The sequence below is a fragment of the Nocardiopsis sp. RV163 genome (assembly GCF_001029525.1).
GTDB lineage: Bacteria > Actinomycetota > Actinomycetes > Streptosporangiales > Streptosporangiaceae > Nocardiopsis > Nocardiopsis dassonvillei.
Genome location: NZ_LEKI01000016.1, coordinates 38,714 through 59,925, shown reverse-complemented (window position 1 = coordinate 59,925; position 21,212 = coordinate 38,714). Strand labels below are relative to the sequence as shown.

Genomic DNA, 21,212 nt, shown 5'->3' with positions numbered 1-21,212 from the left:
ACCCCCCACCCCCGACGCACACCCCTCCTGGCAGCCGCGCTGTGCGGCGCACTCCTGCTCACCGCCTGCGGTGGCGTCGGCGACGCCGCGCGGCCCGAGGGCGAGGCCGGCGTCGTCGGCATCGCCATGCCCACCCAGTCCTCTGAGCGCTGGATCAACGACGGCGAGAACATGGTCGCCGAGTTCGAGGCCCGCGGCTTCGGCACCGACCTCCAGTACGGCGAGGACGTCGTGGAGGACCAGGTCTCCCAGATCGAGAACATGATCACCCGGGGCGCCGACGTCCTCGTCGTCGCCTCCATCGACGGAGAGGCCCTCGGCGACGTGCTGGACATGGCCGCCTCCAGCGACATCCCCGTCATCGCCTACGACCGCCTCATCCTCGGCAGCGAGCACGTCGACTACTACGCCACCTTCGACAACTTCCAGGTGGGCGTCCTCCAGGGCGAGTACATCGTGCGGGCCCTCGACCTGGAGAACGAGGAGGGGCCCTTCAACATCGAGCTGTTCGGCGGCTCGCCCAACGACAACAACTCCTCCTACTTCCTCGACGGGGCGATGTCGGTGCTCCAGCCCCACATCGACGACGGCCGCCTCGTCGTCCGCAGCGGCCAGACCTCCATGGAGCAGATCGCCACACAGGAGTGGTCCGGCGCCATCGCCCAGGACCGCATGGACAACCTGCTCAGCGCCCACTACTCCGACGAGGAGGTGCACGCGGTCCTGTCGCCCTACGACGGCATGAGCCTCGGCGTGATCGAGTCCCTGCGCGCCGTCGGCTACGGCACCGAGGCCCGGCCCCTGCCCGTCGTCACCGGACAGGACGCAGAGGCCGCCTCGGTCCGGTCCATCATCGCCGGGGAGCAGACCCAGACCGTCTTCAAGGACATCCGGAGCCTGGCCACCCAGACCGTGGACATGGTCGAGGCCCTGGTCCGGGGCGAGGAGGTCCCCGTCAACGACACCGAGAGCTACGACAACGGCGTCAAGGTCGTCCCCTCCTACCTGCTCGACCCCGTCTCGGTGGACGCCGACAACTACCACGAGGTCCTGGTGGAGAGCGGCTACTACGAGGAGGCCGAACTCCAGTGACGGCGGAGGAGAGGCGGCCCGCACCCGGCGGGCCGCTCCTGACGATGCGCGACATCCGCAAGGACTTCCCCGGGGTGCGGGCCCTGGACGGGGTGTCGCTGACCGTCGGCCACGGCCGCGTCCACGCCCTGATGGGGGAGAACGGCGCGGGCAAGTCGACGCTGATGAAGGTGCTCAGCGGGGTCCACCCCACGGGCTCCCACAGCGGCGAGATCCTCATGGACGGGCAGCCCTGCGCCTTCTCCGGCGTGGCCGACAGCGAGCGCGCGGGCATCGCCATCATCCACCAGGAACTCGCCCTCATCCCGCAGTTGTCCATCAGCGAGAACGTCTTCCTCGGCCACGAGCAGGCCCGCTACGGCGTCCTGGACTGGGGCGCCACCCACGCCCGGGCCCGCGAACTCCTGCGCCGGGTCGGGCTGGACGAGAACCCGGCCACGCCCGTCTCGGCGCTGAGCGTGGGCGCCCGACAGCTCGTGGAGATCGCCAAGGCGCTGGCCAAACGGGTGCGGCTGCTCATCCTGGACGAGCCCACCTCCGCGCTGAACGAGGCGGAGAGCACCCGGCTGCTCGAACTCCTCCTGGACCTGCGCGACCAGGGCGTCACGTGCATCCTCATCTCGCACAAGCTCGGTGAGGTGGTGCGGGTGTGCGACGAGGTCACCATCCTGCGCGACGGACGCGCCATCGAGACCCTCGCCGTGGAGCGCGACGCGGACGGCAACCCCTCGATCGACGAGGACCGCATCATCCGCGGGATGGTCGGCCGCGCGCTGGACCAGCGCCACCCGCCGCGCACCGGCGGGGTCGGCCGGGCGCGCTTCGAGGTCCGCGACTGGACGGTGGACCACCCCACCCAGGCCGGGCGGCGCGTGGTGGACGGGGTCGGCCTGACCCTGCGCGCCGGGGAGGTCGTGGGCATGGCCGGCCTCATGGGCGCCGGGCGCACCGAGTTCGCGATGAACCTGTTCGGCCGCTCCTACGGGCGCCGCGTCCGGGGCACCCTGCTCAAGGACGGCGCCGAACTCGCGACCGCCAGCGTCGCCGACGCCGTCCGCGGCGGCCTCGCCTACGTGCCCGAGGACCGCAAGACCCTCGGCCTGATCCTGGACGACGACATCCGCCACAACACCACGCTGGCGGCCCTGGACCGCGTGTCCGCGCGCGGCGTCCTCGATCCCGGCCTGGAGGCGGTGGAGGCCGCCAGGATGAGCCAGGACATGCGGGTCAGGAGTCGGGGCACCACCCAGACCGTGCGCACCCTCAGCGGCGGCAACCAGCAGAAGGTCGTCCTGGGCAAGTGGATGTTCACCCGGCCCGAACTGCTGATCCTCGACGAGCCCACCCGGGGCATCGACGTCGGCGCCAAGTACGAGATCTACCTCATCATCCGCCGCCTCGCCGCGGATGGCGCCTGCGTGCTGCTGATCTCCTCCGAACTCCCAGAGATCCTCGGCATGTGCGACCGGATCTACACGATGTGCGAGGGACGCATCACCGGAGAGGTCCCCGGTGAGGGGGCCGACCAGGAAACCCTCATGAGACTGATGACGCGAACCGGGGGACACCCGTGAAAGAGCCCACCGCAACCTCCCGACTCTCCCGGCTCGGCGGCGCGCTGACCCGCGGCAACTCCCGCCAGTACGGCATGGCCGCCGCCCTGGTGGCCATCATCGTGCTGTTTCAGATCCTCACCGGGGGCCTGCTCCTCACCCCGCTCAACGTCACCAACCTGATCATGCAGAACTCCTACATCCTGATCCTGGCGATCGGGATGATGCTGGTCATCGTCACCGGACACATCGACCTCTCGGTCGGCTCCGTGGTCGCCTTCACCGGCGCGGTGTCGGCCATCATGCTCACCTCCTGGGGGCTGCCCACGGCCGCGGTCGTGCCCGTTGCCCTGCTGCTCGGCGCGCTCATCGGCGCCTGGCAGGGCTTCTGGGTGGCCTACGTGCGGGTCCCGGCGTTCATCGTCACCCTCGCCGGGATGCTCGTCTTCCGCGGCGCGACTCTGGCCGTCCTCGGCGGGGAGTCCGTGGCGCCGCTGCCGCCCTCCCTGCGCAACATCGCCAGCGGGTTCCTGCCCTGGCAGGCCGGTGACGGCCTCCACCCGCCCACCCTGCTGCTGGGCGCGGCGGGTGCCGCCGCCCTGGTGTGGATCCAGTGGCGTTCGCGGTCCCGCTCGATCGGGTACGGGCTCCCGGTCCAGCCCGCGCCGGTCACCGCCGCCTCCTCGGCCGTGATCGTCGCGGCCATCCTGGCGTTCACCTACGTGCTCGCCGACTACAACGGGCTGCCCGTCGTGGGCGTGCTGCTCGTCGCGCTCATCGCCGGGTACTCGTTCGTCATGCGCTCCACGACCATGGGCAGGAGGGTCTACGCCGTCGGCGGCAGCGAGCAGGCCGCCGCGCTGTCGGGTATCCGCACCCAGCGCACCACGTTCTGGGTGTTCGTCAACATGGGCGTGCTCTCGGCGCTGGCCGGGCTCGTCTTCACCGCCCGGCTCAACGCCGCCACGACCGGCGCCGGGACCATGTTCGAGCTCGACGCCATCGCCGCGGCCTTCATCGGCGGCGCCTCCGCCTCCGGGGGCGTGGGCACCGTCGTCGGAGCCGTCATCGGCGCCCTGGTCATGGGCGTGCTCAACAACGGCATGTCCCTGATCGGCCTGGGCGTGGACTGGCAGCAGCTCATCAAGGGGCTGGTGCTGCTCCTGGCGGTCGCCTTCGACATCTACAACAAGCGCCGCGTCAGCGCCGGCCCCGTCACCGTCTCCGTCCCCCCGCCCTCCTCCGGGGCGGGCCGGGGCGGTGACGGGGCCCAGGGGCCGCCGCCCACGGCGGACCGGGCCCGGGCCTCCTCCTGAAGAGGCCCGGGCCCGGGGGTCCGGGGCTTCACCGGTAGCCCCGGACCTCCCGTGAGACCTCCTCCAGCTCCTGCTCGCGGGCGTCGGACACCCGGCCGCCCTCCAGCCCCGCGCCCCGGTCCGCCGGTTCCTCCCTGAGGATGCCCCGGCCACCAGACCGAGGAGGAATCGGGGGCACGGCTCACCCGCGTCGTGAATCTCCGTAAGACGGGCGGCGTGCGAACGGCGTACGGGTGCCGGGCCGACCGGGACAGGGGAACGGACCGCGGACGGCGGTCCGGGCGTCGGCGGGGAGAACTACCCTGGAGACCGTGGCAGGCCGGATCAGAGACGAAGACATCGCCCTCGTACGCGAGCGCGCGCCCATCGCCGACGTGATCGGCGAGTACCTCCAGCTCCGCAACGCCGGGGGCGGGTCGCTCAAGGGCCTGTGCCCCTTCCACGACGAGAAGTCCCCCTCCTTCAACGTCACCCCCTCCAAGAACCTGTTCTACTGCTTCGGCTGCGGGGAGGGCGGGGACACCATCTCCTTCCTCCAGAGGATCGACAGCCTCAGCTTCACCGAGGCCGTCGAGACGCTCGCCCGCCAAGCGGGCATCACCCTGCGCTACGAGGAGGGCGGGCGCAGCGCCGCCAGGCACGACACGGGCAAGCGCCAGCGCATGCTCGACGCCCACCGCGCCGCCGCCGAGTTCTACGCCGAACAGCTCCTCTCCCCGGGCGCGGTCACCGCCCGGCGCTTCCTGGACGAGCGCGGGTTCAACCGCTCGCACGCCGAGCACTTCGGCCTCGGCTACGCCCCCGCCGGGTGGGAGAACCTCACCGCACACCTGCGCCGCAAGGGCTTCACCGACGCCGAGCTGGTGGAGGGCGGCCTGGCCAGCCAGGGGCGTCGCGGCGCCTACGACCGCTTCCGCAACCGGCTGCTGTGGCCCATCCGCGAGGTCACCGGCGAGGTGGTCGGGTTCGGCGCCCGCAAGCTCGACCCCGAGGAGGACGGGCCCAAGTACCTCAACTCCCCCGAGAGCCCCGTCTTCCACAAGGGGCGCCTGCTGTACGGGCTCGACCTGGCCAAGCGCAACATCGCCCGGGAGGGCAAGGCGGTCATCGTCGAGGGCTACACCGACGTCATGGCCTGCCACCTCGCCGGGGAGGACACCGCCGTGGCCACCTGCGGCACCTCCTTCGGCGAGGACCACGTCAAGATCCTGCGCCGTATGCTGCTGGGCCGCACCAACCAGAGCGGCAGGGTCGTGTTCACCTTCGACGGAGACAAGGCGGGCCAGAAGGCGGCCGTGCGCGCCTTCGCCGAGGAGCACGGGTTCGCCTCCGAGACCTTCGTGGCCGTGCAGCCCGACGGGCTCGACCCCTGCGACCTGCGACTCCAGCACGGACCGCAGGCCGTGGTCGACCTCGTCAAGGACGCCGCCCCGCTGTACGAGTTCATGATCCGCAACGTCATGGAGAGCTACGACCTGTCCACCCCCGAGGGCCGGATGGCCGCCCTGGACGCCGCCGCCCCGGTGGTCGCCAGCATCCGTGACGAGGGCGTGCGCCGAGACTACGGCAGGAACCTGGACCGCTGGATCGGCATCCTGGACGAGGCCTTCGTGCTGCGCCGGGTCAACCAGCACATGCGCGGCGCCCGGGGCCGCGGCCCCGGGCCGCGGACGGCCCCCGCGCGGCCCGTGCCCACCCCGGACGCGCGGGAGGCGCCCTACAACCCGGGCGACCCCTCCGTGCAGCGCGAGCGCCAGGCGCTCAAGATCGCCCTGCAGTTCCCCTCGCTGGCCGTGGGCTTCGACGCGTTCACCGAGGAGGACTTCACCGTCCCCCAGCACCGCGCGGTGCTGGGGCTCATCACCGCCGCGGGCGGGGTGGCCGCCGCGTACGACCCCGCCGCGTGGGTGAACGGCCTGCGCGAGGCCGCCCCCAACGACGCACAGCGTGATTTCCTCACCCGTTTAGTGGTGGAACAGTTGGAGTTCTACGGAGAACTCGACGAGCATTACGCCCGGCAAATACTGGGCACAATCAAGACTCATTCCATCAACCGGCGCGAGTCAAACCTGAGATCGGAACTGTCCCGCCTGGAGGGAACTCCGCAGGTGGAGGAGCAACAGCGCCTGCTGGCCGAACTCATGGCGCTCCAACAGCAAAAACGCGCTCTCCAGGAGATGTGACGGGGCGGTATGTAGCACCGGGGTGACAATAGTAGTTCTCCCTTCCCGGGCGCCCGAAAGGGCACAATGGGCGGGTGGCTCCAACAGTTGTGACCAACGAAACGCCGTCCATTCGACAGGTGGTCCGGCTGCTCCCCGACACGGGGCCCATCAGCCGTGAAGAGGTGGCCTCGGCCCTGGACCGGCTGGACGCGCCCCCGGACTACCTGGACCAGGCGGTCGTACACCTCGCCCGGATCGGCGTGGAGGTCTCCGGCCCCGACGGAACCGGTTCGGAGGACCCCGGACCCGTCGTCGACGGCGGTCGGCGCTCCGGGTCGGACCTGGTCCGCCTCTACCTGCGCGAGATCGGCCGTGTACCGCTGTTGAGCGCCGAACAGGAGGTCGAACTGGCCAAGGCGATCGAGGTCGGCCTCTACGCGCAGCACTGCGCGCCCGCGGAGGGCGTGCGAACCGCCGAGGAGCTGGCCTGCCTGGTCGAGGAGGGGCTGCGGGCCAAGAGGCGCCTGATCGAGGCCAACCTGCGCTTGGTGGTGTCCATCGCCAAGAGGTACATGGGCCGGGGCCTGCTCCTGCTCGACCTCGTCCAGGAGGGCAACCTCGGCCTGATCCGCGCCGTGGAGAAGTTCGACTACGGCAAGGGTTTCAAGTTCTCCACCTACGCGACGTGGTGGATACGCCAGGCCATCACGCGGGCGATCGCCGACCAGGCGCGCACGATCCGCATCCCCGTGCACATGGTCGAGACGATCAACAAGGTCGTCCGGGTCCAGCACCGGCTGCACCAGCAGCTCGGCCGTGAACCCAGCGTCGAGGAGATCTCCTCGGCCGCCGGGTTCGTCGGCCAGCGCGTCGTGGAGATCCAGCGCATCGCCCGGGAGCCCGTCTCGCTCCAGTCGCCCATCGGCGAGGAGGAGTCCGACTTCGGCGACTTCATCGAGGACTCCGACGCGGTCGCCCCCGTCGAGGCGGCGGCCTTCACCGTGCTCCAGGAGCGGCTGGGAGCCATCCTCGGCGGCCTGTCCGACCGCGAGCGGCGCATCATCCGGCTGCGCTTCGGGATGGCCGACGGCAACCCGCACACGCTGGAGGAGGTGGGGCGCGAGTTCGGGGTGACCCGCGAGCGCATCCGCCAGATCGAGGCCAAGACCCTGGCCAAGCTCCGACACCCCTCGCGGGCCGGGAGTCTGCGCGACTTCATCCGCGCCGACTGAGTGCGCACCGGCTGAGCGGCGGCACGGGGAGCTCATCAGAGCCCGACCGCGTCCGGACGGTCCGCGGTCATCACCAACGCGTGGGTCGCCCCCGGGGTTCCCGTCCGGCGGACGGACGGCCTGATGTGGCCGAACCGGTGTCGTTGCGCCGCGTCGGGCGTGCCCGGCGTCTACCGTCGTAGGTGTGAGAACCACGCCAGCCCAGCCGGACGGCGCGTCGCCCCCGCGGCGCCGGCCCCTACTCGTCCTGGGCGCGGTCGTGGCCGCCGCAGTGCTGATCACGGGGGTCTTCGTGGCCGCGACCGGAAGGAACCCCGAGCGCATCGGGTACTTCGCCGACTGGAACGTGGCCAACCGCGGCTACACCGTCAAGGAGCTCGAGGACAGCGGGGCCCCCGAGCACCTGACCCGCCTGATGTGGGCGTTCGGCGACATCAGCCCCGAGGGCCTGTGCTACATCCCGGGAACCCACGACCAGCCCTGGGAGCTGTACCAGCGGCGCTACGACGCCGACGAGAGCGTCAGCGGGCGGGCCGACGAGTACGAACAGGATCTCGCGGGCAGCCTCAATCAGTTGCGCCAGCTCCAGGAGGGGCACCCCGGTCTGCGGGCCAGCCTGTCCCTGGGCGGCTGGAACTGGTCCACGCACTTCTCCACCGCGGCCCGCACCCCCGAGTCCCGGGAGGCCTTCGTGGCCTCCTGCCTGGACCTGTGGCTGCGCGGCGATCTGCCGGTGTCCGGGGGCGAGCCGCAGGGCGGCGGCGGTGCGGCCGCCGGGATCTTCGACGGCATCGACCTGGACTGGGAGTGGCCCGGGGGAGCGGGCCACCCGGACAACGTGGAGCACCCCGACGACGCGGCCAACTTCACCCTCCTGGCGGCCGAGTTCCGCCGCCAGATGGACGAGCTGTCCCGGGAGACCGGCGAGGAGTACGTCCTGTCCGCGTCGCTGCCCGGCGGAGCCGCGGCCAGCGAGGACTACGACGCTCGGGTCTTCGAGTACCTGGACTTCGCCACCGTGCAGGGCTACGACTTCGCCGGTCCGTGGAGCGAGCGGACCGCCTACCACTCCAACCTGTACGCCTCCGACGCCGACGCCGACAGCGTGGACCGCGCCGTCCAGCGCTACGTGGACCTGGGCGCGCCGCCGGAACGGCTCGTGGTGGGCGTTCCGGCCTTCGGCCGCGGCTGGCGGCTGGAGGACCCCTCCGAGCCCGGGCCGGGGCAGCCGGTCGCGGGGCCCGCGGAGGACCGCTACGACGGCCCGACCATGGCCTTCTCCGAACTCCAGGAGATCGAGGGCCCCCACGCCCTGGACGAGGAGGCGGGCGCCCACTGGGTCCTGGACGGCGACGAGTGGTGGGCCTACGACAACCCCGAGGTGATCCGCCTCAAGGGCGAGTACGTGCTCGAACAGGGGCTGGGCGGCCTCATGGTGTGGAACCTGGACATGGACCCCCGCGGCGAGCTGGCGCGGGCCATGGACGAGTCCCTCGGGGGCTGACCCCCGGGGCGTACCGCGCGGGCACCGGCTCCCAGGAGCGGGCGGGGCCGGGCCCCGCGCCACCGGTTCCGGACGGCGGGGCGGTGCGGACGGGCAGCGCGGCACGCTTGCGGCGCCGCGGCCGCAGCCGCCACGCTGGCACCATGGCCGACCCGCACAGCAGTACCACAGCCCGAACCGACGTCGCCGCCCTGCGCCGCGACCTGGAGAGCCGCGTCCGGGGCACGGTCGCCTTCGACGCGGGCACCCGCGCCCTCTACACCTCCGACGCCTCCAACTACCGCCGGGTCCCTCTGGCCGTGGTGGTCCCCGAGACCGTCGAGGACTGCGTGGCGGCGGTCCGCACCTGCGCCGAGCACGGTGCGGCGATCGTGCCCCGGGGCGGCGGCACCTCCATCGCGGGCAACGCCATCGGCACCGGCGTCGTCATCGACACCTCCCGCCACCTGCGCGCCATCGAGCACATCGACCCCGTCGCGCGTACCGCCACCGTGCAGCCCGGCGTCATCCTCGACGACCTGCGCCGCGCCGCCGCCGAGCACGGGCTCACCTTCGCCCCCGACCCCTCCACCCACAGCCGCTGCACCGTGGGCGGCATGGTCGGCAACAACGCCTGCGGTTCCCACTCGGTCGCCTGGGGCACCACCGCCGACAACATCGTCTCCCTCGACGTGCTGCTCAGCGACGGGACCCGGCTCACCGTCGGCTCCAGCGGAGAGCAGGAGCACCGCGCCCTGGCCGCGCGCCCCGGACGCGAGGGGCGGATCCACGCCGCCCTCGCCCGCCTCGTGGACGCCCACCGGGCCGAGCTGCGCACCGCGATGCCCGACTTCCGCCGCCGCGTGTCCGGCTACTCCCTGGACCGCCTGCTGCCGGAGAAGGGCCGCGACGTCGCCGCCGCCCTCGTGGGCACAGAGGGCACCTGCGTGTTCGTCCTCGGCGCCACCGTACGCCTGGTCGAGTCGCCGCCAGCCCGCGCCCTGGCCGTCCTCGGCTACCCCGACGCCCCCGCGGCCGCCGACGCCGTCCCCGACCTGCTCGGCCACAGCCCGCTCACCGTCGAGGGCATCAACCACCGCATGGTCGCCTCCCTGGACCGGTTCGGCTCCGGCTCGCGCGTACCGCTGCCCGAGGGCGGTGCCTGGCTCCTTGTGGAGGTCGCCGGGAAGGACCCCCAGGGCGCCGCCGACGCCGCGGAGGGCATGCTCGCCGCCCTGTCGGGCGCCTCCCGCCCCCGCGACGCCCTCGTCGTCTCCGAGCCCGCCCACCAGAAGGCGCTCTGGCGCATCCGGGAGGAGGGCGCCGGGCTCACCCAGCGAACGCCCTCGGGGGCCGAGGCCTGGTCGGGCTGGGAGGACGCCGCGGTGCCGCCCGAGAACCTGGGCGCCTACCTGCGCGACTTCGAGGCGCTCATGGAGCGCCACGGCCGCTTCGGCGTGGTCTACGGCCACTTCGGCGACGGCTGCCTGCACGTGCGCATCGACTTCGAGCTCACCACCGAGCGGGGACGGCGCGAGTACCGGGAGTTCATGGAGGAGGCCGCCGACACCGTGGTCCGGCACGGCGGCTCCCTGTCGGGCGAACACGGCGACGGCCAGGCGCGCTCGGAGCTGCTGGCCCGCATGTACCCGGCCTCCCTCATCCGCGCCTTCGGCGAGTTCAAGCGGATATGGGACCCCGCGGGCCTCATGAACCCCGGCGTCATCGTCGACCCCCTGCCGCTGGACTCCGACGTCCGGGTGGCCGCCGTCCCCGGACCCACCGGCTCCGGCCCGGTGCTGCCGCTGCTCTCGCGGGCCGAACTGGCCTACCGCGAGGACGGGGGCGACCTCGCCAAGGCGCTGCGCCGCTGTTCCGGGGTGGGCAAGTGCCGCCGTCAGGAGGGACCGGGCGTCATGTGCCCCAGCTACCAGGTCACCCAGGAGGAGAGGCACTCCACCCGCGGCCGCGCCCACCTGCTGTTCGAGATGGCCAGCGGTGACGTCATCACCGACGGCTGGCGCTCGGAGGAGGTGCGCGAGAGCCTGGACCTGTGCCTGTCCTGCAAGGGCTGCCTGAGCGACTGCCCGGTCAACGTGGACATGGCCTCCTACAAGGCCGAGTTCCTGCACCAGCACTACCGGGGCAGGATCCGCCCGGCCGCCCACTACTCCATGGGCTGGCTGCCGCTCTGGGCGCGCCTGGCCTCGATCGCCCCGGCCGAGGCCAACCGCGCCGCCAGGCTGCCCGGGGTGTCGCGCCTGGCCAAGAGGGTCGCTGGAGTGGCCGCCCAGCGCGACCTGCCGTCGTTCGCCCGCACCACCTTCACCCGCGCGTTCCGGCGCCGCGCCGCGCGCGGACGGGCCCTCGTCGGCGGACCCCGGGTGGTGCTGTGGCCGGACACCTTCGGCAACCACCTCAACCCGAACGTGCCCGCGGCCGCCGTGCGCGTACTGGAGGACGCCGGGTTCACCGTGGTGCTGCCCCGGGGGCAGGTGTGCTGCGGCCTGACGTGGGTGTCCACCGGGCAACTGGACACCGCCCGCGCGGTGATGCGCCGCGCGGTGCGCGCGCTGGAGCCGCTGGTGGAGGAGGGGCTGCCCGTGGTGGGCCTTGAGCCCAGCTGCACCGCCGCGCTCCGCCACGACCTCGTCGAGCTGCTCCCGGGGGAGCGGAGCGAGCGGGTGGCAGCGGCCGTGCACACCCTCGCGGGCTTCCTCAACGAGTACGCGCCCGACTGGCGCCCGCCGCGGATCGCGGCCTCGGCCCTGGCGCAGGTCCACTGCCACCAGCACGCGGTGATCGGCTTCGACGACGACCGCGAGCTGATCGCCCGGGCGGGGATCGACGGCGAGGTGCTGGACTCGGGCTGCTGCGGGCTGGCGGGCGACTTCGGGTTCACCGAGGGCCACTACGAGGTGTCCGCGGCCATCGGCGAACGCGAGCTGCTGCCCCGTGTGCGCGGCGCCTCCCCGGACACGCTGGTGCTGGCCGACGGCTACAGCTGCCGCACCCAGATCGAGCAGGGTGCGGGCCGTCGGGCGCTGCACCTGGCCGAGGTGCTGGCGCGGGGGCTGGCCGAACGCGACGCGCGGGAGTCGGCCGGGCGCCCCGGCCGTGTGTGACTCCTGTCGTGTCCTGAGAGGCATGTGACCCTGCCGACACCCCCGGCGGGTTCCCGCAGTTCCGAGCTCTCCGGGGAAAGCGTCCGGTCGGCGGCCCGGAGGCCGAGCCTTCCGCCGGACCGCGTCCGTGGCTAGGGTGACCGTGCGTTCCGGCACGGGCCCCGCCCGTGACCCCGGGTCCCGCGGACCGGACCCCGCGCCGGGCGCGAGCACCTACCGTAGGCGTCGTCCCGCCCGCGCGGCGGGACCGCCGACCACCAGGCGGCGGAACACCCCACCGCCGCAGAACGGGGTTCCTCCATGTCCACACCCACCGGACTCCGCGCCGCCGCGGCCGTCGGCCTGACTGCGCTCCTGGCCGCGGGCTGCGCGAGCCAGGGCGGGGGCGAACTCGCCTCGTCCACCTCCTCCACAGCGGACGCCGCCGACACCGCCGCCTTCGAGGGCTTCCCCGAGGGCACGTTGGACTACCAGCTCGGTGCCTCCTACGCCCCGCCCTCCGGCGCGGGTACGGTGGTGCGCGACTCCACCTCCGAACCGGCGGAGGGGACGTACTCGGTCTGCTACGTCAACGGCTTCCAGACCCAGCCCGGCGACCTGGAGTGGTGGCTGGAGGAGCACCCGGACCTGATCCTGCGCGACGCCTCGGGCGAGCCCGTCATCGACGATGAGTGGAGCGACGAGCGCCTCCTGGACACCTCCACCGAGGACAAGCGCTCCGACATCGCCGCCGTCCTCGGCGAGACCGTCGCCGACTGCGCGGACAAGGGCTTCGACGCGGTCGAGTTCGACAACCTCGACTCCAACCTGCGCTCCCAGGGCCTGCTCACGATCGACGACAACCTCGCGCTGGCCGCCGAACTGGTCGAGATCACCCACGGGCACGGCATGGCCGCGGGCCAGAAGAACGCCGCCGAGGACACCGAGCGCGGCAGGGACGAGGTCGGCTTCGACTTCGCCGTGACCGAGGAGTGCGCGGTGTGGAACGAGTGCGGGGCCTACACCGGCGTCTACGGCGACAACGTCCTGGCGGTGGAGTACCCCCACGCGCTGGAGGAGGCGGGGATGACCTTCGAGGAGGCCTGCGCCGCCCCGGGCGCGCCCTCCCGGATGATCCTGCGCGACCTGAACCTGGTCGGTCCCGACCACGGGGACTACGTCTACGACGTCTGCTGACCGGTCCCGGTCACCCGGTGCCGGACGCGCCGGGCCCGCCCGCCGCCCGGCACCGGCCGGACGGCGAGGGCCCCCGGGCGCGGCTCACACGCCCATCTGGTCGTGGAGGGCGTCCAGGGAGCGGGAGACGGCGTCGGCCAGACGCGGATCCCGCTGGTCCACGCCCTCACCCAGGTGGATGCGCCAGGCCACCTCGGCGCCGCCGGGCGCCCGACGAGCCACCAGGCGAAAGCCCGTGGAGGAGTCCGGATCGGGGAAGGGCACGAAGCGGTTGACCAGGATGGTCGCGGTGACCCGCTCGGAGACGGTCTCGGCCAGGCGGCGGTAGTCCACGCCGTCGGCGCCGGGGCCCGAGCGCAGCCGCACCGTGTGCTCGCCCGCGCCCTCCTCCAGGAAGGTGAAGGCGTCGGGGCTCCAACCCGCCCGGTCGATGTCCTGCCAGGGCACCGCGCGCCCGTCGGGCAGGTGCAGGGCCCGGTCGGTGGCGGCCAGGAGGGGCACCGCCTCCCCGGCCGGAGAGGCGACGGGCGCGTGGGCCAGCACGCGCTCGCCCCGCTCCAGCCGGGCGCGCAGCGCGGCGGGCACGCCCCTGGAGAACAGGGCCACTAGCGTTTCCCGCCGTTGCCGGAGGAGCCGTTCTCGTCCGGAGGCTGGGTGCCGTTGGACCTGTGGTTCTCCCACTCGACGAGTTCGACCTCCTCGTCGGTGGGCCGCGAGAGGAAGTCGCGCACGGACGTGACCGGCATCTTGTCCACGGCCTTGTCGTAGACGGTGCGGCCCGCGTTGCTGACCTGGGCGCCGACGAGACCGGCGACCTCCTGGACGACCGGGCTGTCGGCCACCTTGCGCGCGGTGCGCGCGAGCTGCTCGTAGCGGGCCCTGCCCGCCCGTGCTCCCAGGACGTAACCGATGGCGAGTCCGGCGGCGAACGTGATCCGGTAACGCATGGTCTACCTCTTCACCCTTTGGAGACGATCGGCGTGATCCGTGCTCGACGTTACCCCGTCGCGACCCCGCCACACATGCCGACACCGGTCACGAGCACTCCGCGGGGACGCTAGGCTTGACGTGTCACCACGGCCCGGCCGTGGGGGACACGCGATCCCGCGTAGCTCAATCGGCAGAGCAGCCGGCTGTTAACCGGCAGGTTATTGGTTCGAGTCCAATCGCGGGAGCGCTCTGAGGGCCCGTCGGAAGAGTCCGGCGGGCCCTCGGCCTTTCGCGGCCGCACGGGTGGCCGGAGCCGGTGCGCAGGTGCGAAAACACGTCGCGAGCACCCTTCGGAACGCGCTAGGCTAGGGGACGTCACCGAGCCCCCGGGGTTCGGGGACGGGTGCGATCCCGCGTAGCTCAATCGGCAGAGCAGCCGGCTGTTAACCGGCAGGTTATTGGTTCGAGTCCAATCGCGGGAGCAGCAGGACAGGGTCCTTTCCCGAAAGGGGAGGGGCCCTGTCTTTTTCGTGCCCGGGTCTTTCGGCGCACAGAGGGCACCGCGGTCCCCGGAGTCCCAGTCACCACGGCTGTCTCACGGGTTGGTGCGTCGGTACTTTGTCGCCGCAGGTTTTCCGGAGAACTTCCGTGACTCCACTGGAAGTCCGCACGCGGCGGACGCGACGTGCGCCGGGCTCCGGGAGGCCTGCGCCGACGGATCGCCCCGCGGTGACGGCACGCCTGCGGGCGCCGGGGCCGGTCCGACCGGTTTCCCGTTCGCCGGGGTGGCGGCGTGGTGCGTTGGACGGTGCCGCGGTCGCAAGGCCACGGCCCGGGGCGGTATGCGTCCGGTCACCTGAGGGGAGGGCCGCACCGGGTCCGCGCCCGTGCTCTGGGGCGCCATCCGTCGGTGCCGTGGCTCTGCGCGGGGGCGGCCGGGTCGCCCCGCCGGACATCCACCATCCGCGCCAGCGGTTCGGGCCCGCTGGAGTACTCCGAGGGTTCCCGTGGTCGGGACACGGGACCGCTCGGTGCCGGGGCCACTGGGCTGAGTGGCCTGGTGTGCGCGGTGGCGGACCTCGCCCGCTGCCGGTCCTGGCGGCTGCGACGCGGGGCGGAGGTGACGCCTCAGATTCCGGCGACTCCGCCGAGGAGCAGGCGGCGGTTGCGCTGGGGCATCTGGTAGCAGCCGGGTACCGGCGGGGCCACGGGCAGCGTTCGCCACCGCTGGACCTCGATCACGCCGGGCTCGGCGACGCGCCAGCCCTCGAAGAAACCGAGGATGGCCCGCCGGGAGCGCCAGCGGCCGGAGCGCAGGCGCTCGGCGAACACCTGCTCCAGTTGCTCGGCCCGCGCCGCGTCCTTGGGGAAGACGGCGGAGTCGGGCCGGCAGTAGTGGCTGAGGACCATGTGGCTGCCGGGAGCCAGGGCGTCGCGCAGTGCGGCGATGTGCTCGGCCGGGTGGTCGGCGTCGGAGGTGTGCGTGACGGCGCCGGTGAGCAGCAGGCCGACGGGCTGGTCCAGGTCGAGGAAGCTCCGGGTCTCGGAGCTGTCCAATAGCTCGTCCGGACGGGTGAGCGAGGCGCGCACCGCGGTGGTGGTGCGCCGGTCGCGGAGCAGGGCGAGGTGGTGGGTCAGGACCACCGGATCGTCGGTGGCGTAGACGACGCGCGCCCGGGTGTCGCTCTCGTGCGCGATCTCGTGCGGGTCGCCCGGTGCGGGCAGCCCCGCGCCGAACTGGATGAACTGCCGGATGCCCAGCTCCGCGCACAGGTGGCGGACGGCGCGCTGGAGGAAGGCCCTCTCTCCCAGCACGAGGTCCTGGAAACCGGGCGCGACCCGCTCCGCGCGGGTGGCCAGGTCCCGGTCCGCCTCGAAGTGGTCCTTGCCCTTGAGGTGGAAGGAGTGCAGCCTGGCCACGCTGGGCCGGGTCAGGTCAACGGCGGGCGGTGGGTGGGCGCGGACGTGTTTGCCCCCCGCCTGCCTCAGGAAAAGGGGGGAGGTGAATCGAGACATCGCCGTCCTCTTGTCTGAGGTGGGAAGAGTGGTCGACCACTGGATTGTATTCCGCGTGAGAGGTGTTGTTAACCGAGTCACAGACTCCGGTCATAAAAATCGGTGTTCGCGGTGCCCGGGAAGTACCGCGGGGTGTGGCGAAGAGGTGTCCTGGGTGGGCTAGGGGTTATACACCTAATGTCCATTATGGGAGTAATTGGGGTGGGGCTCCGGAGCCGGAAAGCCCGTGACTGCGGGCTTACCCGGTTCCGTAGGCGTCTGTGTGTGGTGGTGGAGACATGTGGGTAAGGGTGGTTGTGTCCCGCCCCCGGGGCGTGGCCGCGGGCTCCTTCCCCGCGCGCGAACGGCGAAAAGCGCTCCCGGCTCATATCGGGGGGAAATTCCGCGCACCCAGTCGCCACCTGCGGAAATTCCTTGGCGGGCCCACGAATGCGGCGCAACCGGTGAACGGCGACGCGGCGGTCCGAAAACACCGGAACACCGCTCGGACGCCGACTCTTCCAGCCGCTGGCCCTTCCGGTCGCGGGCTCTCGCGGACGCGGACACACCTCGGACGCCGGCGTTCCCCGGCCACGGGCGGCTCTCCTCACACGGGCACTCCCCGGGGCGCGGACCGCCCGGTCCCGCGCCGTGGCCTAGCCTGGGGCCATGGACCGCCCGTACACCATCCTCAGCTGCGCCATGTCGGTCGACGGACGCATCGACGACACCGGGCCCGAGCGGCTGCGCCTGTCCAACGAGGCCGACTTCGCCGAGGTCGACGAACTACGGGCGGAGTGCGACGCCATCCTCGTCGGCGCGGGCACCCTGCGCGCCGACAACCCCAGACTGCTGGTGCGATCCCCGCGGCTGCGCGAACGCCGCCGGGAGGGCGGGCGCACCGAGCACCTGCTAAAAGCCCTGCTCACCCGCAGCGGGAAGTTCGACCCGGCGGCCCGCTTCTTCTCCACAGGGGACGCGGGAGCCGTCGTCTACACCGGAGGCGCGGGCGTGGACACCGCCCGGCGCGCGCTGGCCGCCCGCCCCGCCGCCGACCCGCCCGCCGGGGTCGTGGACGCCGGGGACCCGCCCACCGCCCGGGCCGTGCTGGCCGACCTGGCCGCACGGGGCGTCGCCCGCCTGCTGGTCGAGGGCGGCGGGCACATCCACACCCTCTTCCTCACCTCGGGGCTGGTCGACGAGCTCCGGTTGGCGGTGGCCCCCTTCCTGGTGGGACAGGAGGACGCCCCGCGCTTCGTCGTACCCGGGACCTTCCCGCAGACCCCCGAATCGCCGATGCGACTGGTGGAGGCCAGGGCGCTGGGCGACGTGGCGGTCCTGCGCTACCGGCTGGCCCCGGGGGAGCGGGCGTGAGCGCCGGTCCGCCCCCCGGAGAGGGGGAGCCCGACGCCCGGTGGCTGCGCCGCACGGTCGAGCTGTCCCGCGCCTGTCCGCCCTCGGACACGGCGTTCTCGGTGGGCTGCGCCGTGGTCGCCGCCGACGGCACCGTCCTGGGCGAGGGCTACTCGCGCCGTGACGACCCGCACGACCACGCCGAGGAGGCGGCCCTGCGGGAGGTGGACGCCGACGACCCCCGGCTGGCCGGAGCCACCCTGTACTCGTCCCTGGAACCGTGCAGCTCCCGTGCCTCCCGGCCGTTGTCCTGCTCGGCGCTGATCCTGGCCACTCCCCTCGCGCGCGTGGTGTTCGCCTGGCGCGAGCCCTCAGTGTTCGTGGACTGCGACGGCGCCGAGCGCCTGCGCGCGGCGGGCCGGACGGTCGTGGAGCGGCCCGACCTGGCCGCTGGAGTACGTGAGGTCAACGCCCACCTGCTGGGCTGAGCGGGAGCCCGGCGGACGGCGGCCGCGTCATCTGAGGTTGCCCGCGTAGGAGTACAGGCGGCGCGTCCGGGCCTTGGTCTCCTCGTCCTCGTAGGGATTGGTGACGCGGGCGTGCACCGCCCCGGAGAAGTCGTCCCACTCCTGGGCGCTCATCCGGGGCGCCCTGGCGTCGAGGTGGCGCATGGCGACGAGCTCCTCCATCTCCAGGAGTCCGTCGAGTACGTCGCTGGCCGACACCGACCTGCTGAAGGAGGCGGCGACCTCGCGAACCCTTCCGGCGAACTCCTCGTCCCTGGACATCCGGCGGGCGACGTAGGCGGCGGCCGCGGCGCCTCCAGCGGCGGCGGCCCAGGCGATCAGGGGAAGGGGCATGGTCGAACCTCCTGTGCGTGAAGGTCCGCACGACCGCTGGAACGGGAGGGGTCGGCGGGCAGGGGAGCGGGTCCGCGGCGCCGGACCCCGTGTCGTCCTTTCTACCCGCCGGAGGCGGCCCGACCCGGGTCGTCCACAGGCCGGATCCGGCCTGTGGCGCCGCTCATCGCCGCGGTCGTCTGCTGGATACAGGGGGCCCACCCCCCCGGACGGCATGAACGTGCCCGGAAACGGCCGCTCCCGCGCGGCCAGCGGTGTCCGCGCGCCCGGCCGGTGCCCGCGGCCGACCGCGTTCGCCGTGGTAGCCGGTCGCGTCCTTCTACCGGTCGCACCCGCCAGCAGGCCATACCCGCCAGCCGGTCCTGCCCGTCAACCGATCACCGTCCTGCCGTTACCGCCCGCCCCTACAGCCGGTCCACGTCCGCCACGTGCAAAACCGCGCGCCCCTCGGCGTCGGAAGCGGCCAGGTCCACCTCGGCGCTGATGCCCCAGTCGTGGTCGCCCGCCGGGTCGGCGAAGACCTGGCGGACCCGCCACAGCTCGGGCTCCTTCTCGATGAGCAGCATCGCCGGGCCGCGCGCGTCCGGACCGGTCCCGATCGCGTCGTGCTCCTCGAAGTAGGCGTCCAGGGCCTCCTCCCAGGCCTCGGCGTCCCACTCCCCGTCCTCGTCCAGCCGCCCGAGTTCGCTGTGGCGGCGAAGGGCGGCCAGCTCCACGCGGCGGAACATCTCGTTGCGTACCAGCACCCGGAACGCCCGCTCGTTGGTGGTGACGGGCCGCACCTTCTCCTCGGCGGCGGCCGCGTCCTCCGGCACCTCCGCCTCGGGGTTGGTCAGCTGCTCCCACTCGTCCAGCAGACTGGAGTCCACCTGGCGGACCAGCTCGCCCAGCCACTCGATGAGGTCGCGCAGCTCCTCGGTCTTGGCGTCGTCGGGCACCGTCTGGTTGAGCGCCTTGTACGCGCTGGCCAGGTAGCGCAGCACGAGCCCCTCGGAGCGGGCCAGCTCGTAGAAGCCCACGTACTCGGTGAAGGTCATCGCCCGCTCGTACATGTCCCGGGCCACCGTCTTGGGACGGAGCGGGTGGTCGCCCACCCACGGGTGACCGCGCCGGTACACCTCGTAGGCGTGTCCGAGCAGATCCTCCAGCGGCTTGGGGTAGTCGACCTCCTCCAGCCGCTCCATGCGCTCGTCGTACTCGATGCCGTCCATCTTCATCTGCTGGACGGCCTCGCCGCGCGCCTTGTTGAGCTGGGCGCCCAGGATCTGCCGCGGGTCGTCCAGGGTGGACTCCACCACACTGAGCACGTCCAGCGGGTACGTGGGCGACTCCTCGTCCAGCAGGTCCAACGCGGCCAGCGCGAACGTGGACAGCGGCTGGTTGAGCGCGAAGTCGGCCTGGAGGTCCACGGTCAACCGCGCGGTGCGCCCCTGCGCGTCGGGCTCGGGGAGCGCCTCCACGATCCCGCCGTCCAGCAGCGACCGGTAGATGGCGATGGCCTCGCTGATGTGGCGGCGCTGCCTGGGCCGGTCGTCGTGGTTCTCGGTGAGCAGGTGCTTCATGGCCGGGAAGCAGTCGCCCGGGCGGGCGATCACGCTCAGCAGCATGGCGTTGCTGACCCTGAACCGCGAGGTCAGGGGCTCGGGGTCGGACTCGATGAGCTTGGTGAAGGTGGCCTCGTCCCAGGAGACGAAACCCTCCGGGGCCTTCTTGCGCACCACCTTGCGCCGCTTCTTGGCGTCGTCGCCGACCTTGGCCAGCGCCTTCTCGTTCTCGATGACGTGCTCGGGCGCCTGGGCCACCACGTTGCCCACGGTGTCGAACCCGGCGCGGCCCGCGCGCCCGGCGATCTGGTGGAACTCGCGGGCGCGCAGACGGCGCACGCGCACCCCGTCGTACTTGCTCAGCGCGGTGAACAGCACCGTGCGGATGGGCACGTTCACTCCCACGCCGAGGGTGTCGGTCCCGCAGATCACCTTGAGCAGCCCCGACTGCGCCAGACGTTCGACCAGGCGCCGGTACTTGGGCAGCATGCCCGCGTGGTGCACGCCGATGCCGTGCCGCACGTAGCGGGACAGGTTGCGGCCGAACTTGGTGGTGAAGCGGAAGTTGCCGATCTCCGCTGCGATCGCCGCCTTCTCCTCCTTGGTGCACATGTTGATGCTGGTCAGCGACTGCGCGCGCTCGACCGCCTGCGCCTGGGTGAAGTGCACGATGTACACCGGGGCGTTGCCGCTGCCGAGCAGCTCCTCCAGCGTCTCGTGCAGCGGGGTGACCCGGTAGTCGTAGTAGAGGGGCACGGGGCGCTCGGCCGAGGCCACCACGGCGGTGGGGCGCCCGGTGCGCTTCTCCAGGTCCTCCTCGAAGCGGCTGACGTCGCCCAGGGTGGCCGACATCAGCAGGAACTGCGCCTGCGGCATCTCCAGCAGCGGCACCTGCCACGCCCACCCGCGGTCGGGCTCGGCGTAGAAGTGGAACTCGTCCATGACGACCGTGTTGATGTCGGCGTTCGCGCCCTCGGCCAGGGCGATCTGGGCCAGGACCTCCGCCGTGCAGCACACGATGGGCGCGTCGGCGTTGACGCTGGCGTCGCCGGTCATCATGCCGACGTTGTCGGTGCCGAAGATCTTGCACAGGTCGAAGAACTTCTCCGACACCAGCGCCTTGATGGGCGCGGTGTAGAACGCGCACTCGTCACGGGCCAGCGCGGCGAAGAGCGCGCCGGTCGCCACCATGCTCTTGCCCGAGCCGGTGGGGGTGTTGAGGATGACGTTGGACCCGGAGACGACCTCGATGAGGGCCTCCTCCTGGTGCGGGTAGAGGGTGAGGCCCCGCTCCTCGGCCCACAAAGCGAACGCCTCGAAGAGGGAGTCGGGTTCTGGTTCGGCCGGAAGCACATCGATGAGACTCACGCTCTCTATACTGCCTGCTT

General features: G+C 72.4%; 16 protein-coding genes and 2 tRNA genes. 12 read left to right on the top strand and 6 right to left on the bottom strand.

Going from position 1 to position 21,212, the window contains the following annotated elements; all coding sequences use genetic code 11:
* The 3 genes from chvE to mmsB all read left to right on the top strand — a co-directional run.
* On the top strand, positions 1-1,092 hold a 1,092-nt coding region (gene chvE / locus ABD54_RS05295), incomplete at its 5' end, for a multiple monosaccharide ABC transporter substrate-binding protein (protein WP_327136518.1).
* Between the two features lie 44 nt (positions 1,093-1,136).
* A complete protein-coding gene (locus ABD54_RS05290) occupies positions 1,137-2,666 on the top strand; it encodes a sugar ABC transporter ATP-binding protein (RefSeq protein ID WP_047868301.1) in 1,530 nt (509 codons plus the stop codon).
* Entirely contained in the window at positions 2,663-3,961 is a 1,299-nt protein-coding gene (gene mmsB, locus ABD54_RS05285) for a multiple monosaccharide ABC transporter permease (protein WP_047868299.1), read from the top strand. Before ABD54_RS05290 ends, mmsB begins: the two co-directional genes overlap by 4 nt.
* 28 nt (positions 3,962-3,989) lie before the next feature.
* On the opposite strand, the gene ABD54_RS28285 is transcribed toward mmsB, so the two are convergent.
* Positions 3,990-4,139: a hypothetical protein gene (locus ABD54_RS28285; protein WP_160313075.1), complete on the bottom strand. Its 150-nt coding sequence runs from the start codon at positions 4,137-4,139 to the stop codon at positions 3,990-3,992.
* Between the two features lie 133 nt (positions 4,140-4,272).
* Between ABD54_RS28285 and dnaG the strand changes: the two genes are divergently transcribed.
* From dnaG to ABD54_RS05260, 5 genes are all read left to right on the top strand, one after another.
* Positions 4,273-6,144, top strand: coding sequence for a DNA primase (gene dnaG / locus ABD54_RS05280; protein WP_047868298.1), 1,872 nt, complete (start codon positions 4,273-4,275; stop codon positions 6,142-6,144).
* Between the two features lie 119 nt (positions 6,145-6,263).
* Positions 6,264-7,358: an RNA polymerase sigma factor RpoD gene (gene rpoD, locus ABD54_RS05275; protein ID WP_047868297.1), complete on the top strand. Its 1,095-nt coding sequence runs from the start codon at positions 6,264-6,266 to the stop codon at positions 7,356-7,358.
* 184 nt (positions 7,359-7,542) lie between these two features.
* The gene (locus tag ABD54_RS05270) at positions 7,543-8,862 is read left to right on the top strand and encodes a glycoside hydrolase family 18 protein (protein WP_394324529.1); all 1,320 of its coding nucleotides are present in this window, start codon (positions 7,543-7,545) and stop codon (positions 8,860-8,862) included.
* 143 nt (positions 8,863-9,005) lie between these two features.
* Positions 9,006-11,966, top strand: a complete 2,961-nt coding sequence (locus tag ABD54_RS05265) for an FAD-binding and (Fe-S)-binding domain-containing protein (RefSeq protein ID WP_047868300.1) — start codon at positions 9,006-9,008, stop codon at positions 11,964-11,966.
* A gap of 300 nt (positions 11,967-12,266) precedes the next feature.
* A complete protein-coding gene (locus ABD54_RS05260) occupies positions 12,267-13,142 on the top strand; it encodes an endo alpha-1,4 polygalactosaminidase (protein ID WP_047868295.1) in 876 nt (291 codons plus the stop codon).
* An 84-nt stretch (positions 13,143-13,226) separates the two neighbouring features.
* On the opposite strand, the gene ABD54_RS05255 is transcribed toward ABD54_RS05260, so the two are convergent.
* A complete protein-coding gene (locus tag ABD54_RS05255; protein WP_047868294.1) occupies positions 13,227-13,748 on the bottom strand; it encodes a hypothetical protein in 522 nt (173 codons plus the stop codon).
* Positions 13,748-14,089, bottom strand: coding sequence for a hypothetical protein (locus ABD54_RS05250; protein WP_047868293.1), 342 nt, complete (start codon positions 14,087-14,089; stop codon positions 13,748-13,750). Before ABD54_RS05250 ends, ABD54_RS05255 begins: the two co-directional genes overlap by 1 nt.
* 155 nt (positions 14,090-14,244) lie before the next feature.
* Between ABD54_RS05250 and ABD54_RS05245 the strand changes: the two genes are divergently transcribed.
* Positions 14,245-14,317: transfer RNA gene (locus tag ABD54_RS05245), tRNA-Asn, on the top strand.
* A gap of 164 nt (positions 14,318-14,481) precedes the next feature.
* Positions 14,482-14,554, top strand: a tRNA-Asn gene (locus ABD54_RS05240).
* 646 nt (positions 14,555-15,200) lie between these two features.
* Here ABD54_RS05240 and ABD54_RS05235 read toward each other — a convergent pair.
* Positions 15,201-16,088 carry an SAM-dependent methyltransferase gene (locus ABD54_RS05235; RefSeq protein ID WP_047868292.1) on the bottom strand — a complete coding sequence of 296 codons (888 nt, stop codon included), beginning with the start codon at positions 16,086-16,088 and terminating at the stop codon, positions 15,201-15,203.
* Positions 16,089-16,736: 648 nt separating this feature from the next.
* On the opposite strand from ABD54_RS05235, the gene ABD54_RS05230 reads away from it, so the two are divergent.
* Both ABD54_RS05230 and ABD54_RS05225 read left to right on the top strand, forming a co-directional pair.
* Positions 16,737-17,441: a RibD family protein gene (locus ABD54_RS05230; RefSeq protein ID WP_047868291.1), complete on the top strand. Its 705-nt coding sequence runs from the start codon at positions 16,737-16,739 to the stop codon at positions 17,439-17,441.
* Positions 17,438-17,908: a dCMP deaminase gene (locus ABD54_RS05225; protein ID WP_047868290.1), complete on the top strand. Its 471-nt coding sequence runs from the start codon at positions 17,438-17,440 to the stop codon at positions 17,906-17,908. The genes ABD54_RS05230 and ABD54_RS05225 overlap by 4 nt, the downstream gene beginning before the upstream one ends.
* 27 nt (positions 17,909-17,935) lie before the next feature.
* Here the strand turns inward: ABD54_RS05225 and ABD54_RS05220 are convergent, their stop codons facing one another.
* Both ABD54_RS05220 and ABD54_RS05215 read right to left on the bottom strand, forming a co-directional pair.
* Complete coding sequence (locus ABD54_RS05220; protein WP_047868289.1) at positions 17,936-18,280, bottom strand: hypothetical protein; 345 nt, start codon at positions 18,278-18,280, stop codon at positions 17,936-17,938.
* A gap of 404 nt (positions 18,281-18,684) precedes the next feature.
* The gene (locus ABD54_RS05215; RefSeq protein ID WP_047868288.1) at positions 18,685-21,177 is read right to left on the bottom strand and encodes an RNA helicase; all 2,493 of its coding nucleotides are present in this window, start codon (positions 21,175-21,177) and stop codon (positions 18,685-18,687) included.
* Positions 21,178-21,212: the final 35 nt, after the last annotated feature.